This is a genomic window from Bartonella sp. AC62GZZY, from assembly GCF_042196525.1.
Classification (GTDB): Bacteria; Pseudomonadota; Alphaproteobacteria; order Rhizobiales; family Rhizobiaceae; genus Bartonella.
This window is the reverse complement of record NZ_JBHIQN010000019.1, coordinates 1-16,369: the sequence shown is the minus strand read 5'-3', so window position 1 is coordinate 16,369 and position 16,369 is coordinate 1. Positions and strand designations below refer to the sequence as shown.

At 36.7% G+C, this 16,369-nt stretch carries 9 protein-coding genes, 1 tRNA gene and 1 pseudogene; 6 read left to right on the top strand and 5 right to left on the bottom strand.

The window, feature by feature from the left end:
* Both ACFIML_RS08195 and mscL read left to right on the top strand, forming a co-directional pair.
* A pseudogene (locus ACFIML_RS08195) lies at nucleotides 1-297 on the top strand (integrase); the annotation flags it as partial.
* A 718-nt stretch (nucleotides 298-1,015) separates the two neighbouring features.
* Nucleotides 1,016-1,423 carry a large conductance mechanosensitive channel protein MscL gene (mscL, locus tag ACFIML_RS08190; RefSeq protein ID WP_375607446.1) on the top strand — a complete coding sequence of 136 codons (408 nt, stop codon included), beginning with the start codon at nucleotides 1,016-1,018 and terminating at the stop codon, nucleotides 1,421-1,423.
* 18 nt (nucleotides 1,424-1,441) lie between these two features.
* Here mscL and ACFIML_RS08185 read toward each other — a convergent pair whose 3' ends face one another.
* The gene (locus tag ACFIML_RS08185) at nucleotides 1,442-3,130 is read right to left on the bottom strand and encodes an ATP-binding protein (RefSeq protein WP_375687867.1); all 1,689 of its coding nucleotides are present in this window, start codon (nucleotides 3,128-3,130) and stop codon (nucleotides 1,442-1,444) included.
* A gap of 1,232 nt (nucleotides 3,131-4,362) precedes the next feature.
* Nucleotides 4,363-6,945, bottom strand: coding sequence for a DNA translocase FtsK (locus ACFIML_RS08180; protein WP_375687865.1), 2,583 nt, complete (start codon nucleotides 6,943-6,945; stop codon nucleotides 4,363-4,365).
* Nucleotides 6,946-7,415: 470 nt separating this feature from the next.
* Between ACFIML_RS08180 and ACFIML_RS08175 the strand changes: the two genes are divergently transcribed.
* The 3 genes from ACFIML_RS08175 to rpoH all read left to right on the top strand — a co-directional run bounded on the left by ACFIML_RS08175 (nucleotide 7,416) and on the right by rpoH (nucleotide 10,916).
* Nucleotides 7,416-8,846 carry an aldehyde dehydrogenase family protein gene (locus tag ACFIML_RS08175; RefSeq protein ID WP_375607449.1) on the top strand — a complete coding sequence of 477 codons (1,431 nt, stop codon included), beginning with the start codon at nucleotides 7,416-7,418 and terminating at the stop codon, nucleotides 8,844-8,846.
* Between the two features lie 32 nt (nucleotides 8,847-8,878).
* Complete coding sequence (locus ACFIML_RS08170) at nucleotides 8,879-9,883, top strand: RluA family pseudouridine synthase (protein ID WP_375608649.1); 1,005 nt, start codon at nucleotides 8,879-8,881, stop codon at nucleotides 9,881-9,883.
* A gap of 148 nt (nucleotides 9,884-10,031) precedes the next feature.
* A complete protein-coding gene (gene rpoH / locus ACFIML_RS08165; protein ID WP_375607451.1) occupies nucleotides 10,032-10,916 on the top strand; it encodes an RNA polymerase sigma factor RpoH in 885 nt (294 codons plus the stop codon).
* 199 nt (nucleotides 10,917-11,115) lie between these two features.
* On the opposite strand, the gene ACFIML_RS08160 is transcribed toward rpoH, so the two are convergent.
* The 3 genes from ACFIML_RS08160 to ACFIML_RS08150 all read right to left on the bottom strand — a co-directional run bounded on the left by ACFIML_RS08160 (nucleotide 11,116) and on the right by ACFIML_RS08150 (nucleotide 15,610).
* Nucleotides 11,116-12,537 (bottom strand): hypothetical protein, encoded by a 1,422-nt coding sequence (locus ACFIML_RS08160; RefSeq protein ID WP_375687863.1) that lies wholly within the window; start codon nucleotides 12,535-12,537, stop codon nucleotides 11,116-11,118.
* A gap of 236 nt (nucleotides 12,538-12,773) precedes the next feature.
* Entirely contained in the window at nucleotides 12,774-14,063 is a 1,290-nt protein-coding gene (locus tag ACFIML_RS08155) for an adenylosuccinate synthase (RefSeq protein ID WP_375614772.1), read from the bottom strand.
* 383 nt (nucleotides 14,064-14,446) lie between these two features.
* Nucleotides 14,447-15,610, bottom strand: coding sequence for a phosphoserine transaminase (locus ACFIML_RS08150; protein WP_375687861.1), 1,164 nt, complete (start codon nucleotides 15,608-15,610; stop codon nucleotides 14,447-14,449).
* A gap of 401 nt (nucleotides 15,611-16,011) precedes the next feature.
* Here ACFIML_RS08150 and ACFIML_RS08145 point away from each other — a divergent pair.
* Nucleotides 16,012-16,087, top strand: a tRNA-Phe gene (locus tag ACFIML_RS08145).
* Nucleotides 16,088-16,369 lie beyond the last annotated feature (282 nt).

Here is a 16,369-nt window from a genome sequence, read left to right as displayed (position 1 = left end):
AACAACAAAAGCACGCGCGCTCTTAGGAAAACAACGTCATAAAACGCAAAATAGACCAGCAATGGATTGGAAAGATGCACTGCCTTTTATCAAACGCTTTGTAAAACACAAAACATAAAATATCTGGCTTTGCATTTGCTTATCCTTACAGGCGCTCTCTCTAGCTCTTTACGTCATATTCATAAAGACCAAATTTATAATGATATATGGACTATCCCTGCTGAAAATATGAAAGAAAAGCGCGATGCTACAACAAAATTTCGCGTACCTTTATCATCAGAAGCACTAAAAGTAATTGTCGAACACATGGTCGAAATGATGACAGTTGATCATTGAACCCACATCCTATCATACCAACAACTTCCAAATCAAAATGATCTTGCTAACCCTATAGTTCTCCTGTCTATAAACTAATACAATCTTCTAGTTAATGAAATGTGCTACCTTCCATCGGTGATCGCCATTTTCAGTTCATGTAACGCAATACAAATAGCTTTTAGATAAGCTCTAACATGCCCCTAATCGCTATTATCGCTTGCTAAATTAAGAGAAATTTAAGTTATAAATCTTACTCTCACCTTCTCTATCCATTTCTCCCACCAGGGTTGAAATAGATTTTTTATTCTTAACTCTCTTTTTATGCCAATATATGTACTTCATTTGAGAAACTTTCTGATAGCTCAGCTTTCAACACTGCCCATTTTGTGGTATTGTGTAAAAATCTCTCTTTTTAATGTTAACATAAAAATCTTGAGACAATTATATAAATTAAGCTACAGTTTTCTACTTTCTGTTGAAAAAAGCAGATATAATTTTTATCAAAAAAGCTTTTTTCTAGGAAATGTTCTATGTACATTCAAATAGAATCCTAAAGCTCTTTATTAAACCTTATAAAGTTCTTTGAAAATGATATTAATATCGTAATATAACCCTAAAAATAAAATCTGCCCTTTCCTTTTTCATCAAAAGCGGTAAGTAAATTACCGTATATCGCTTACATAAAGGGGAAAACACAATGCTTAAAGAATTCAAAGAATTTGCCCTAAAAGGTAATATGATTGATCTTGCTATCGGTGTGATTATAGGGGGTGCTTTTGGTAGCTTGGTCAACTCAATTGTCAATGATATTTTTATGCCAATCATTGGACTGATTACAGGTGGGATTGATTTTTCTAATATGTTTATTCAACTTGCTGGCGAAAAACAAGCAACATTGAGTGCCGCCAAAGCAGCTGGAGCAACCATTAGCTATGGACACTTTATTACTTTACTTATCAATTTTCTCATTATTGCTTGGGTTCTTTTTTTATTCGTTAAGGCTATGAATAAAATTCGTAGAAAAGAAGAAGAAAGCCCCAAAAAAACGTCTTCAGAAGAACAACTTTTAATAGAAATTAGAGATCTTTTGGCTAAGAAAAAATAATTTTATGCATGATTAACCTCATGGAACACGAGGAAAAAACATTTCCACAGTTGTTCCATGGTTTGGTTTTGAGAACAGTAAAAATTGTCCTCCTCTTTCTTCCACCATTGCTTTACACATTGGGAGGCCTAAACCTGTTCCCATAAAAGCGCTATCACCAGATCGGCCATCTTTGCGCTCTACTTGGCCATAAGGTTGCAGTGCCTGTATAATCTCTTCTTCGCTCATCCCTATACCATTATCGCTCACTGAAATTTTTACACGTTCTTTTCTATAAGAAACGTGAACAATAATCTGCCCACCCAATGACGTAAAACGAATGGCATTAGAGAGAAGATTCCATATAATCTGGCGAAACACTTGTCGTGATACAGGAATAAATGGAACGTGAGGTGGAGCAACAATACGCATGATAATGCCGTTCTGATTAGCTTGAGTTTCAAGAAAAGCGATCGTCGCACGTAAACAAGATATCACATCAAATGTTTCAGAAATAAGGGAAGTATCAATCTGGTTATCGGAATCAGAATAATTTATCTTCGAGCACTCTAGTAATTGATTAATCAGCGATAATATATGTTTTCCAGAGGAAATAATATCGCGTAAATATCCATGATAGCGCTCATTTTCTATCGAACCAAAACGGCCTTCTCTCATAATTTCTGCAAAACCAATAAGAGCATTCAAAGGTGTTCGTATTTCATGAACAACTCCAACGATTTTATCCTCTTCTGCTTTTTTTTCTCCTGATGGAACTGTTTGTGTTATATCACGCAACATAACAGCATAATTGCCTTGCTTTGCCAAAAATACAATCGTTATCAAAACGGTTATATTTTTATGATTTTTCGTCATTAAATCAGCGCTTTCACTGCGATTTAAAACCTGATTTTTCCCCTCTATACGGATTGATTTAAAATATTTTTCAACCAAAGGTTGGCTTTGCAAAGTAAATAATGAAGAGAATGGCTGTCCTCGTAGTTCATTTATTTCATAACTCATTAATGCTAAGGCTGCCCTACTCGCTGATTGAATAAAGCCCTGTTTATCCAACCATAAAACACCATCAGTTGCTGTATCCAACAATGATAAAACTGCAGCTGGCTCTTTTATGAGAGCCTGTTCTATAGCATTTACCGACAATGTCTGTGCATATGGTAACTGAATAGCTGTCTCTTCAAAAAAATTCTCTTCTTCTTTTTCCGATGAATTCAATTCATCACGCAATTGCTCGGCAATCTCACGAAAAGCTGATCGTTCTATCTCAGAGAGACACGGCATTTCCGTCTTCAGCTTTTCATCTCTTTTTTCTTGGACTTTTTCTCGTACTTTTAAAACACCAAAGCCGCAAAATCCCTTAAGCTTCTTTTTAACATCAAAAATTGGTAAAGCAGATAACTCAACATCAAGCCATTGTGAACAGCCATCAACAGGCCATTGAACAATCTCTTCATTCCAAGGTACAGCCGCTTCAATAAAACGGCTAAGAATCCGATACCGCTCATCATTAAATTGATAAGCAAGATCATGAAAATTACATCCTAAAATAGAGGAAGAGAGAGGCCCAACAACTTCAGCTAACTCTTTTGAAACTTCACAAAATAAACCATTGCTATCAATTTTCCACGTAAAAGGTCGCGGCAAAAGCTCTGGTGTAAAACGAAAAGCTTCTTGCTTACATTTTAATTCATTTGTATTTAACTTCAACTCATCTTCTTTTAATGGCATAACTAAAACTAAAAAAGTATTGGATTTACTCTCAAACGAATAATGCTAATCTTTTACAAGTACCTTCTCTGGTTACAATACTCTGACATCTTGTATCAATTGTCTGTAGCAAAATTTTGACTGCTTCACCAACAAAACAAAAATAAAAAGAATTCCCTAACACTGTTACTTATTCACCTATTAAGGTAATAAGATTTGTCACCTTAATAGGAACATGATCCTCACATAAAATAGTCACCAAAAAAAGAATACACTTAATTTTGCGCATTCATGCGCCTGTTTTAAAGAGATATATCCACGATCCCCAAACTTATTTACGACGTCCCCCGTAAATGGTGCGCTATAAAGATCACCATAGAAGATATCAAAGCATTGTGTATTACCATTTTATACTTACGCAAAAATCAGCTAGCACCATCATTATACTTTCCAGCTCCTCATGTTGCCAATAGTTTTTGGCATTTGAATGCCCTCATCAGAGGCATTTAAATTCCTTTTTTAAATGTTTTTTACCCATACGCTAACTTAACTTATGATATACAAAAAAATGGTTTTGACTATTCAACATGGAATAGATTTGAAATGAAAAAATCTTACGATATTGGAGACTTTTATTCACACAAATAATGATAAACTACCATTATAAATCAGTATATTGCATGATAAAAATCCGAAATTAAAAATTTCTTTTTCAAATAAAGTCTCGTAAGAATATCTTTCTTGCACTGACAGTATCAAATGATAATAAATTCAGCGTAGCGCTTTAAAGCACCCAACGCAACAGACCTTGTATATTGGATACTCTTCTTATGATATTCTCCATAATCGCCCAAAGACCTTTTTTTCATTAAAATCGCGACAGAAAAAAACAAAAAATATATCACCACACTACTTGACTCAAGAATCTCTCTGCAAATAGAATAGAAAACAAACATCACCGGTCTTCATATAAAGATTTGTTTAATTTCTTTACATTCCAGATCATCGAGAAAACTAAAAATATCTTACAATCTCCTTTGATATCAGCCTGTTTACTTCATCAGCAGTTTTAATACAAAAAATCACTTTTGCTTTATAACTCTCTACTCAATTTTTTAATAATTATAAAAGATAAATACGTGTAGCCCATTTTCTCTGAAAAAATAAAACAAGCACATTTTAATAATGACTGTCAGACATTTTAAAAATTTCCCATTTTAAAATGTGCTTGTTTATTTCCCTTCATTGAGTAGAATTTCACGTTTTCCAACATGATTAGCGGCTCCAACAATGCCTTTTTCTTCCATCTGTTCGACAAGAGAAGCTGCTTTATTATAGCCGATTGAAAGTCGACGCTGAATATAAGATGTTGAACATTTTCTATCACGCATAACAATCTTTACAGCTTGATTATAAAGTCCCTCACCCTCTTCATCAAAATTTTCGTCCTCAGAAACTCCAACCGTTGAATCAGCAGAAGCATCCTCTTTGTTATCGTCTTCATTATCCGTTACCGTTGCTAAATAATCAGGTTTTCCTTGCATTTTAAGATGTGCAACGATGGATTCAACTTCTTCATCAGAGACAAAAGGGCTATGAACGCGCACGATGCGCCCACCACCTACCATATGAAGCATATCCCCCTGACCTAAAAGCGTTTCAGCACCTTGTTCACCCAAGATCGTACGACTATCAATTTTTGAGGTTACTTGAAAAGAAATGCGGGTAGGAAAGTTCGCTTTAATTGTCCCTGTGATAACATCAACAGAAGGACGCTGCGTTGCCATAATAAGATGAATACCTGCCGCACGCGCCATTTGCGCTAAGCGCTGAATGGCATTCTCTATTTCTTTCCCTGCCACCATCATAAGATCAGCCATCTCATCAACAATCACAACAATATAAGGAAGCTGCGTGAGATCCATGGCTTCTTCATGATAAAGCATTTCCCCTGTTTCCTTATCAAAGCCCGATTGTACAGTACACATGATCGTTTCGCCTTTTTGAGCTGCAAGTGCAACGCGTGCATTAAAACCATCAATATTACGCACACCTAACTTAGCCATTTTGCGATAACGTTCTTCCATTTCACGAACCGCCCATTTTAAAGCTGTTACTGCTTTTTTAGGATCTGTTACAACAGGTGTTAAAAGATGTGGTATGCCATCATAAACAGAGAGCTCTAACATTTTAGGATCAACCATGATCAAACGACACTGCTTTGGTGTCATACGATAAAGAATCGACAAAATCATTGTATTAATTGCAACAGACTTTCCTGATCCTGTTGTTCCCGCAACCAATAAATGAGGCATTTTTGCTAATTCTGCAATGACCGGTTCACCATTAATCCCTTTCCCCAAAGCAAGAGCAAGTTTAAATTCACTTTCACGAAAAGAACGTGTTTGGATTAATTCACGTAAATAAACGGTTTCACGAACCGCATTGGGTAACTCAATCCCGATAACATTACGTCCAGGAATGACAGCAACGCGTGTAGAAATAGCAGACATAGAACGCGCAATATCATCAGAAAGATTAATAACGCGCGATGACTTTACACCCGCAGCAGGCTCAAATTCATACATTGTAACCACTGGCCCTGGATGTACATGGATAACTTCACCCTTAATACCAAAATCTTCCAAAACACTTTCCAAAAGTCCAGCACCACGTTCTAATGTTTCCTGAGGAATCATCGTACCTTCATGAAAAACAGGTTTCTGTAATAAACTGACCGGAGGAAACTCATAAACATCACAGTCAACAGAGTGCATATTTTGCACAAAAGCAGAATCATAATTGCCTAATGGCGCGCGGCTAGATTGGAATATTTTAGTTTTAACGTTTGCTTGCATCACAGACAAATCTTTTGAATTCTTTGTGACATCTTTTGTTACACAATCAACGGTATTATTAGCGATAGTATTATTGCTATTTTCAGTCTCTATACGAGCCCCAGCACCGCTTAACGCCTCAGTATTGTTTAACGCCTCTGCATCACTTTGCGTATGGACACAATCTTCAACAGAAAGCTTAGAATGATACTTTTTAGCCGTATCATTATTTGTATGCATTAAATCAGAAATTTGCTCAACACCTCGCATCCTTTCTGCTGGAGATTCTGATGTAATTGAATCATAGAGTTGTGGAAAGCGGTATTCAAGAACACGATAAAGAGCCGTTATTGACTCATCAAAGGCAGAAGGAATATGAGGTGTAATTTCATTTTTTGTGTCAATCGATGCATCCTCTTTTGAAGTTTGAGTATCCACATATTCAAATATCAAAGATTCACACTCAAAAAATGCATCATTGGAAAGGTGCAAAGCAGGATTCATTTTTTGTAGCACATTTTCTCCTGGTAATTTATGTTCTTGTTTATCCTCCTTAAGCGGAATATTTGCTGATGACATACCAATAGTCTGTCGTGACAACTGCTGTAAAACTGTTGAATGACAAACTGACGTTTTATTCTCTATTGATTGAGGATTAATGACTTTTTTTGTGGATAGAACATTTTTCGTTTTCTTGTTACAGCGTACAATATCTGTAATTTGTTTTTGATCTTGTTTCGTAAAAATTTTAAACTGTTTTGCAAAAATTGGATCTGTTTCTATACGACGACGCAAAATCTCAACTTCTGGGGTACGCGTAAAACGGACATTTTTTCCGAGGGTAAATGCCTTTTTCCACACTTCCGGATAAGGAAATATCTCGGTAATCTTAATAGATAAATCTTCTCTTGATGCACCTTTTGTACCATCATCAGAAAAAGAAGATGTAGAAATAGATTTTGTTTTCGAATTATGCATGGCACCCAACAAATTTATAGCAATGAGAAAAATAATCTTTTCAAAAAGAATTCATAGAGACTATCGTATGAAGGTTAATAACCTTTTGCTGATAGCTACTTTTCAATAAAAAAAATAATGCCATAATGCATATTCATAATGTTTTTTCTTCCTATTTACGACGTAAATTACCCAGTTTATGGTGTCGTATAGCGCGTATTCCATTCGTTTTGAAAAAAAACTTCATGATAAAAAAGCTTCAAGGAAATTGTCTATACCTCTCTTTCTCTCCCTTTTCATAAAAGAAATTAGTCTCGATAATACAAATAGTTATATAAGCATTGCTCTATTAAATTCTTCATGCTCAATTACCATAATATAATCTAGTTTCTCGCGTTTTTATAAGATTACCCTTGTTATCCTCGTTTAAAAAGGCTTAGACTAAGATAATCATAATGACATAAACACAAATAGAAAAAAGGGAGCCAATTATGTTTAACAAACGGAAATTTTATATCAATGGTCTATGGGATGATCCAAGCACTCCTCACGACTTTGACGTCATTAATCCATCAACAGAAGAGGCTTGTGCTGTCATTAGCCTTGGAAGTACAAAAGATGCCGATAAGGCAATTAACGCGGCTAAAGAAGCGTTTCAAAAATGGAAAACAACGTCACCAAGCGAGCGTCTCGGATTCGTTGAAAAAATTCTAGAAATCTATGAAAAACGTTCCAAAGACATGGCAAAAACCATTTCAATGGAAATGGGAGCACCAATTGATATGGCGCTTAATGCGCAAACTGCAACCGGAAGTTCTCATATTCGCAATTTTATCAAAGCTTATAAAGAGTTTTCGTTCCAAGAAACTTTAATAAAGGGAAATGAGCAAGCCATCCTTCACTACGATCCTATCGGCGTCGTAGGATTAATTACGCCATGGAATTGGCCCATGAATCAAGTAACGCTTAAAGTTATTCCTGCTCTCTTGGCTGGCTGTACCATGGTGTTAAAACCCTCTGAAATTGCGCCTCTTTCTGCTATGCTTTTTGCTGAAATTTTAGATGAAGCAGCACTTCCAGCCGGTGTTTTTAATTTAATCAATGGTGATGGTGCGACTGTCGGCTCTTACCTCTCTGCACATCCAGATTTAGAAATGATCAGCTTTACTGGTTCAACCAGAGCAGGAAAAGATATTTCGAAAAATGCCAGCGCAACTTTAAAAAGAGTCTGTCTGGAACTTGGAGGAAAAGGAGCGAATATTATCTTTGCTGATGCCGACTCAGATGCTATTCAACGTGGTGCACGACATTGCTTTTATAATAGTGGACAAAGTTGTAATGCACCGACTCGTATGCTTGTGGAACAGAGCATCTATGACAAAGCCGTAAAAATAGCTAAAGATATTGCAGAAACAACAAAAGTAGGACCAAACTACCAAGAAGGAAATCATATTGGGCCTGTCGTTTCAAAAAAACAATACGATAAAATTCAAGAACTTATCCAATCGGGAATTGATGAAGGTGCAACTCTTGTTGCAGGAGGGACTGGTTTACCAAAAGGAATGGAACGCGGTTATTATGTTCGTCCAACAGTCTTTGCTGATGTAAAACCTCATATGCGTATTTTTAAAGAAGAAATCTTTGGTCCAGTTCTCTCGATTCTTGCTTTTAGTACAGAAGAAGAAGCCGTCGCTTTAGCCAATAACACTGAGTATGGTCTTACAAATTATATTCAATCACAAGATCGCAACAAATGTCGTCGTATTGCAGCACAAGTACGCTCTGGTATGGTAGAAGTTAATGGACATGGGTTACCCAGTGGAAGCTACTTTGGAGGTGTAAAATTTTCTGGGCGCGCCCGTGAAGGGGGACATTGGGGAATTAAAGAATTTCTTGATAGTAAAGCAATTTCATACTGGTAAGAGAATCTTATTAAAAACTTAATAGGAATCGTATGGTAATACAGAAAATAACGGATGAAGGTGCTCTTGGGCAACGTCTTGACCAGTGGCTCGCAAAACAATACCATAATGTGCTCTCACGTTCACGTTTGCAAGCCCTCATCCATGAAGGCTGTCTTAAGATTGATGGTCATCTCATAAAGGAACCAAAAACAAAATTAAAAATTAACCAAATAATTGAATTGGCAATGCCTGATCTTCGTGATGCAGAACCTAGCGCTGAAGCTATCGCATTGGACATCCTTTTTGAAGATGATCATATCATCGTTATTAATAAACCAGCTGGTCTTGTTGTTCATCCTGGGAATGGCAATTGGACTGGTACGTTGGTTAATGCTCTTATTTACCACTGTGGTAATAGTTTATCTGGTATAGGTGGTGTTAAACGCCCTGGCATTGTCCATCGTCTCGATAAAAATACAAGCGGTGTCATGGTTGTTGCAAAAAATGATCTGGCCCATAAAAGTCTTAGCGCTCAATTTTCTGATCATGGACGTACCTGCGCATTAGATCGACGTTATCATGCCTTGATTTGGGGGGCACCTCACCGTAATGTCTGGACAATTGATGCATCACTTGGTCGTTCGCCCCATAACCGAACAAAGCAAGCTGTTATTCATAGCCAAAATTCTTATGCTCGTCATGCTGTTACACATGTTTCTCTGCTTGAAAAATACGGTACTCATCCAGACTCAACGTCTTTTGCTAGCCTTCTGGAATGTCGTTTGGAAACCGGACGTACCCATCAAATCCGTGTTCATATGGCTCATATCGGACATCCTCTCGTAGGTGATACGGTTTATGGAAATGCTTTTAAAACAAAGTCAAATACCCTTAATCCCATTATTAAAAATGCAATAGATCAATTCAACCGACATGCACTCCATGCTGCAAGTCTTACTTTTGAACATCCTTCTACCGGTAAAGTTATGTCGTTTTCCACACCGCTGCCTCAAGATATGGCTAAACTTATTAAGCATTTTAAAAAAATGAATTGAAACTTTTCTCCTTCTCAAGATTTGACAATAAAATATCTTTTTTTGAACAAAATTCAAAAATATGCTAAAGTGAGGTTACAAGGGTAGTTCGCTATCTGAAACAGAGAATTTGCCTTATCAGGGAATTCAGACAAAAGGAGGGTGCTATATGGCCCATATGAATTTGTTATCAGTAATAACAGGTGATGGCGGTTTAAATCGTTACTTAGAGGAAGTCCGTCGTTTTCCAATGCTTGAACCAAAAGAAGAATATATGTTAGCTCAGCGTTACCGTGAGCATAATGACTTAAAAGCTGCGCATAGGCTGGTAACCAGTCATTTGCGTCTCGTAGCTAAAATAGCGATGGGATATCGGGGCTATGGACTCCCCATTGGGGAAGTCATTTCAGAAGGTAATGTTGGACTCATGCAAGCTGTTAAACGTTTCGAACCAGAACGGGGTTTTCGTCTTGCAACCTATGCAATATGGTGGATTAAAGCATCAATCCAAGAGTATGTATTGCGATCTTGGAGTTTGGTGAAAATGGGGACAACAGCCAATCAAAAGCGCTTGTTTTTCAACCTTCGTAAGATAAAAAGTAAACTTCAAGCCCTTGATAGCGGTGATCTCAACGCAGAACAAGTAAAAGAAATTGCAACACAGTTGAATGTTACGGAAGATGAAGTTGTTTCAATGAATCGCAGGCTTGGTGGTGACACGTCACTCAATGCACCGATTCGAACAAAGGAAGGGGAAAACAGCGAGTTGCAAGATTGGTTGGTGGATGAATCTAACGATCAAGAACAAATTTTAATTGAAAAAAGTGAATTAGAAAATCGCCGTTCCATGCTCATAAATGCCATGGACAATCTCAATGAACGCGAAAAACGTATATTCAAAGCGCGTCGTTTAAACGATATCCCACTAACCTTAGAAGAACTCTCTGGTGAATTTAATATTAGTCGAGAACGAGTAAGACAAATTGAAATGCGTGCATTTGAAAAAGTGCAAAACTTTATCAAAGATTCTACTTTATCTCAAGCTCAAGTATAAAATTCTAGAATTAAGTATAAAGCCAATTGTTTGCACATTCTTAAAGTAAAAATGAAAAAAGGCATATATTGGCTTTATACGGGTAAATTAGCCTATCTAATTTTTTGAGTTATTGATGTATAGGCTTTGTTGAGCGCATTTGGTATAATTGATAGAAACAGATATAGAGAATTCTTCACAGCCGTTTATTTTTTTGCATCTATGTTTTATTTTTTTGACCAAGAACTGTTAACTTATCTTGTTGTGCAAGCCATTGTCCAATAACTTCATTAAAAATAGACTTACCTGTTGGTCCTTTTGCAAAGGTTAATTCACTTATACGCCCGTTTTTATCCGTTAACACCAAACGCATCCAATCTAATTCTCGCATCAATTGTAAATTTCGATCAAGAAATGGATGATTTCCACTCAATGCGACAAGAAAAAAGTCATCGTTAATCTTTGCAGCAATAGTTCTTGTTAAAGCCAGTCCAATGGATTGTTCACTTGCTTTAAAGGTTAATGCTTGAACATTGCTTATAGCTTTACCTGAAAATTTATCCGAAAGAATAAAAATAAGGTCCATAATATACGCAGCAGGAAATGACTGATCGGTATTACGACGTAAAATTAACCGTAATGATATCCCTTCATCAGGAATTGTTATATCACCTTGTATAGTTGTTTCTTCTGGAGCCCCCTTCACATAAGACTCCTTTATAAGCGTCCAGCGAACACTTCCGGTTGCCATCTTTTCTGCATCATAATTTGTACGTGCTTGATAAAAAACAGCTTCACCCGATTTTTCAAGCGACTGCAAATTGCTAGAAACAACTGTTGAGATTCCTTCTTCATCCGAAGAATCTGTCGCTTGTTTTAAACCGACATCAATTTCACTCCCATCCTCTAATAAGCGTTGTGTTAACTTTCTCTTAACCGAAAGTGCCTTTGGAACTCTGTGAGAAGCTTGAAGATTTTCTCCCAACAACTGATGATCATTTGATATAAATACACGCTCACCAACAAAAAAAATACCAACCGTTAAAACAACAATACTAGCAACAGAAACAGCACTTATCACAATACGCCTTTGCACCAGTGATTTATTAGCGCGACGTAAAGCCTGGGAAAAAATATGCGAAACAATATGCGGATTATCTTCCTGCGAGGGAGAACCCTTTAACGTACAGCTATTAACATGCTGAGAAGAGAAATAAGCCCCCATATTAACAGGTTCTGCATCTGGTACATCTGATACATAAGGCTTATCAAATACTTTATTATCTTTTGAACGTGCAACAAAATCCTGCTTTCTTTTTATGTTTACCATTGAAAATTCATTATTCTTTGGTAATATAACTTTTTTTGTAACTTTCTTATCTTCATTTATATTTGTGGGATTCCACCCAATGACTGAAGAAAGCAATTTCTTTTCAACTACTAAATATTCTTCTTCAACGGTTGCGATAGAACTTCGAAGAATCTTTCTTTGTTCATCCGCTATTGCTTGTGGGATTTTTGCTATTACAAATTGATGTTCTAGTGTTTCGATAGCCCGCTTATAAATCCGCTTACGCACTTGTGGTGTAATATTATTTTGTGCATTAATTGTCTTTTTTAAGATTCCAACGAAATCTACCATTTCCTCTATAATCTCTCTTAAACTGAGAAAAAATCAATAGTAAAGCCAAAAAACTTTATTTTAGCCTTCTAAATTGGTTGCCATTTAATATTGGTACAACTATCGCAATAATGTAAAATGAATATGAAAAATAAACAATGCTATTTTGCACCTTTCTCTTACGTGCTCTTAAAAACTTTTTTGTAAAAAGATACAAAAACGAACAGAGAACATATATAGAAATCTAAAAACAACCATCAATTTGCAAAGGGATCTGTAATCAGAATAGTATCTTCACGCTCTGGACTCGTGGATAATAAAGCTACTTTTGTATTAATCCGTTCTTCAATATAGCGTATGTATTTAACAGCCTGCGCAGGTAAATCTTCCCACGTCAGCGCATGTGCTGTTTTTTCCTTCCAACCTTCTAATGTTTCATAAACAGGCTTCACCCGAGCTTGAGCTCCCATGGAAGAAGGTAAATAATCAATTCTTCTACCATCAAGCTCATAACCAATACAAATTTTTATTTCATCTAAACCATCCAAAACATCAAGTTTTGTCAATGCTATCCCTTGCACACCGCAAATTGTTACCATCTGACGTACTAAGACAGCATCAAACCAACCACATCGACGCTTTCGACCCGTTACAACACCAAATTCATGTCCACGCACTCCCAGAAATTCACCAATATCATTTATTTGCTCTGTCGGAAACGGCCCTTCTCCAACGCGTGTGGTGTAAGCTTTTGCAATACCCAAAACATAATGAATTGCACCAGGTCCCATCCCTGAACCTGTACATGCCTGCCCAGCAACTGTATTCGATGACGTTACATAAGGATAAGTTCCAAAATCATTATCGAGTAAAGCACCTTGCGCACCTTCAAAAAGAATGTGTTTCCCTCCTCGATACCCTTCATCTAAAAGACGCCACGTACAATCCATAAAGGGTAAAATTTTATCCGCGACTTGCATCAATTCATCATAAAGTGCTTGAGAATCAATTTCCGCAACACCCATTCCACGACGCAAAGCATTATGATGCCTCAAAAGCCGCTCAATCTTAGCCATAAGTGTATCTTTTTCTGCTAAATCCATCACTCGGATAGCACGACGTCCCACCTTATCTTCATAAGCCGGTCCAATACCGCGCTTTGTTGTACCAATCTTTAAACCAGATAAACCGCTTTCTCGAATTGCATCAAGATCACGATGCAAAGAAAGAATCAAAGGAGCATTTTCAGCAATCCGTAAAATTTCTGGTGTAATTTGTACACCCTGATCACATAGTTTTTTTAATTCTGCGACAAAATGATGAGGATCAACAACAACACCATTTCCAATGATTGATAGCTTTCCACGCACTAAACCAGACGGTAAAAGCGATAATTTATAACTCACTCCATCAATAACCAATGTGTGGCCAGCATTATGCCCCCCCTGATATCTTACCACAATATCTGCTCGCTCAGACAACCAATCTACAATTTTACCTTTGCCTTCATCACCCCATTGTGTACCGACAACAACTACATTGGCCATAACTTTCTCCGTCGTGTTTGGTCAAAAAAACCAGCATTCAAAAACAAATGCTTCCTTATAACGAAACCTTAAAGCAAGTGCGACTCCTCATTTCAGATTTTTCTCAATCTTCAAGTGATTAAATTTTCAAATTTATGATAATAAAGATAAGAAAATACCCAAATATTTTAAATCTGTCATTTTCGCTACAAAAAGTAAAAACATTAGAGATTTTAATTTGTTCGTATCCAATACCTGACAAAGTATTCATTCCCCGTCTTAATCTTTTACAATTCATGTAATATTTAGAGGCTGTTTGTCTGATACAAGAATACGAAAGATCATCATAATCTCTCGTATCCTTTTTTGTTTAAAAACACGTTGTGAAAATCACCAGTAATTATTTAAAGCTGTGCTTTTTCAACTTGGAACGCCCACTCAAGCCATTGTGTTAAAATTTCAAGATCGGAAGCCTCAATTGTTATACCCGCCCAAATTCGAAGCCCAGGAGGAGCATCGCGATACGAACCGATATCATAAGCAACCCCTTCCTCATCAAGACGTTTCACAACCGCTTTTATAAAAGATACTCGATTTTCTGTATCCAAAGCAATAATCACTGGATCCACAATATCTAAACAAACAGCGGTGTTAGAACGCACTTCAGGATCTTTTGCCAAATATTCTAACCATGGCGTTTTGCGAACAAAAGCATCAAGTACAGAAAAATTTTTCTCAACCCGAGCTCTTAATGCCGCTGCACCTCCTAGAGATTTTGCCCACTTCAACCCATCAAGGAAATCCTCAACACAAAGCATAGAAGGTGTATTGATGATCTTTCCTTTAAAAATATCTTCATTCAATTTTCCATTTTTTGTCATATAGAAAAGTTGGGGCATAGGCCAAGCTGGAACATGATTCTCAAGCCTCTCAACAGCACGAGGGCTTAAAATCACCATACCATGTGCTGCTTCACCTCCCAAAACTTTCTGCCATGAAAACGTCACAACATCTAATTTTGAAAAATCAAGATATTGCGCAAAAGCTGCCGATGTTGCATCACAAATGGTCAATCCAGCCCGCTTATGCGGAATGAAATCTGCATTAGGAATACGCACACCAGAAGTTGTCCCATTCCATGTAAAAACAACATCCCGATCAAAGTCAAGTTGTGTTAAATCTGGTATTTCACCATAAGGAGCTTCAAAACGACGCACATCAGAAAGCTTTAATTGCTCGACAACATCTTTATTCCACCCAAACCCAAAACTTTCCCACGCCGCCATATCAATGCCACGCTCACCTAATAAAGACCATAAAGCGGCCTCAACAGCACCGGTATCTGAACCAGGCATAATTCCTATACGATGATCAGAAGGAACTTCAAGAATCTCACGGGTTAAATCAACAACTTCAGCAAGTTTTAATTCTGCTTCTCTCGATCTATGCGAACGCCCAACTAATGCATTTTTAAGAACATCAAGAGTCCAACCAGGCCGTTTGCTACAAGGACCTGAAGAAAAATTAGTATTATTGGGACGATTACTTGGTTTTTGTAACATTATCATTATTTCTCCCCTTTTAGATGTTTTTCTTTCTTTATAAAGAAAAACAAATTATTATAAAGACTAATCAATAATCTTTTTAGAAAAAAGTCAAAAATATTGTCTATTATTGCGTATGCTTAAGATTCATAGAAACTTTATAAAAAAATCTTTCTTAATCATGCTTCTCGATTGATTCTTTTAATTTTTTTTCGTATCATCACCACAATAAGACAGCCTTCTAATAACAATACACTAAAGTGTCCAATATACCTATCAAATTTATTTTATGATAAAAATTCATTGATAACGTTCTAGAATAGGGAGATAAACTTATTAAAAAATCAATTATTTTTCTTTTGATGACTGGACAGAGAAAATTTTAATGTTATAACCGCAAACGCTTTATATTTTTTATGAAGCATGCCCAGATAGCTCAGTTGGTAGAGCAGCGGACTGAAAATCCGCGTGTCCGTGGTTCGAATCCGCGTCTGGGCACCACACTCTTCTTTGTTATATGTAGCCTATTGTTTTTACTGACTTTTAAGTTAGTCGTGCCTGAGTAAAATTAAGGGAATAGGGTTTTCTAACATTTGTCTATAAAGCACGCTTCATACAAAAACAACACTTTGATTTATAATGATAATCTAGCATTATTCATATGGAATTAAAGACCAGAATAACGTAAGATTCTCTCATTTCAAATCTGTTTATCTTGAATCAATCAAAACCATTCCCTTGCACGTCAAAAGCGGGGCTGGTGTGTGGGTAAAAACTGTATAA

Excerpts from the sequence above, each read along its gene's own strand:
- mscL (WP_375607446.1), top strand. The coding sequence starts at position 1,016 with ATGCTTAAAGAATTCAAAGAATTTGCCCTAAAAGGTAATATGATTGAT.
- ACFIML_RS08180 (WP_375687865.1), bottom strand. The coding sequence starts at position 6,945 with ATGCATAATTCGAAAACAAAATCTATTTCTACATCTTCTTTTTCTGAT.
- ACFIML_RS08175 (WP_375607449.1), top strand. The coding sequence starts at position 7,416 with ATGTTTAACAAACGGAAATTTTATATCAATGGTCTATGGGATGATCCA.
- ACFIML_RS08170 (WP_375608649.1), top strand. The coding sequence starts at position 8,879 with ATGGTAATACAGAAAATAACGGATGAAGGTGCTCTTGGGCAACGTCTT.
- rpoH (WP_375607451.1), top strand. The coding sequence starts at position 10,032 with ATGGCCCATATGAATTTGTTATCAGTAATAACAGGTGATGGCGGTTTA.
- ACFIML_RS08160 (WP_375687863.1), bottom strand. The coding sequence starts at position 12,537 with ATGGTAGATTTCGTTGGAATCTTAAAAAAGACAATTAATGCACAAAAT.
- ACFIML_RS08155 (WP_375614772.1), bottom strand. The coding sequence starts at position 14,063 with ATGGCCAATGTAGTTGTTGTCGGTACACAATGGGGTGATGAAGGCAAA.
- ACFIML_RS08150 (WP_375687861.1), bottom strand. The coding sequence starts at position 15,610 with ATGATAATGTTACAAAAACCAAGTAATCGTCCCAATAATACTAATTTT.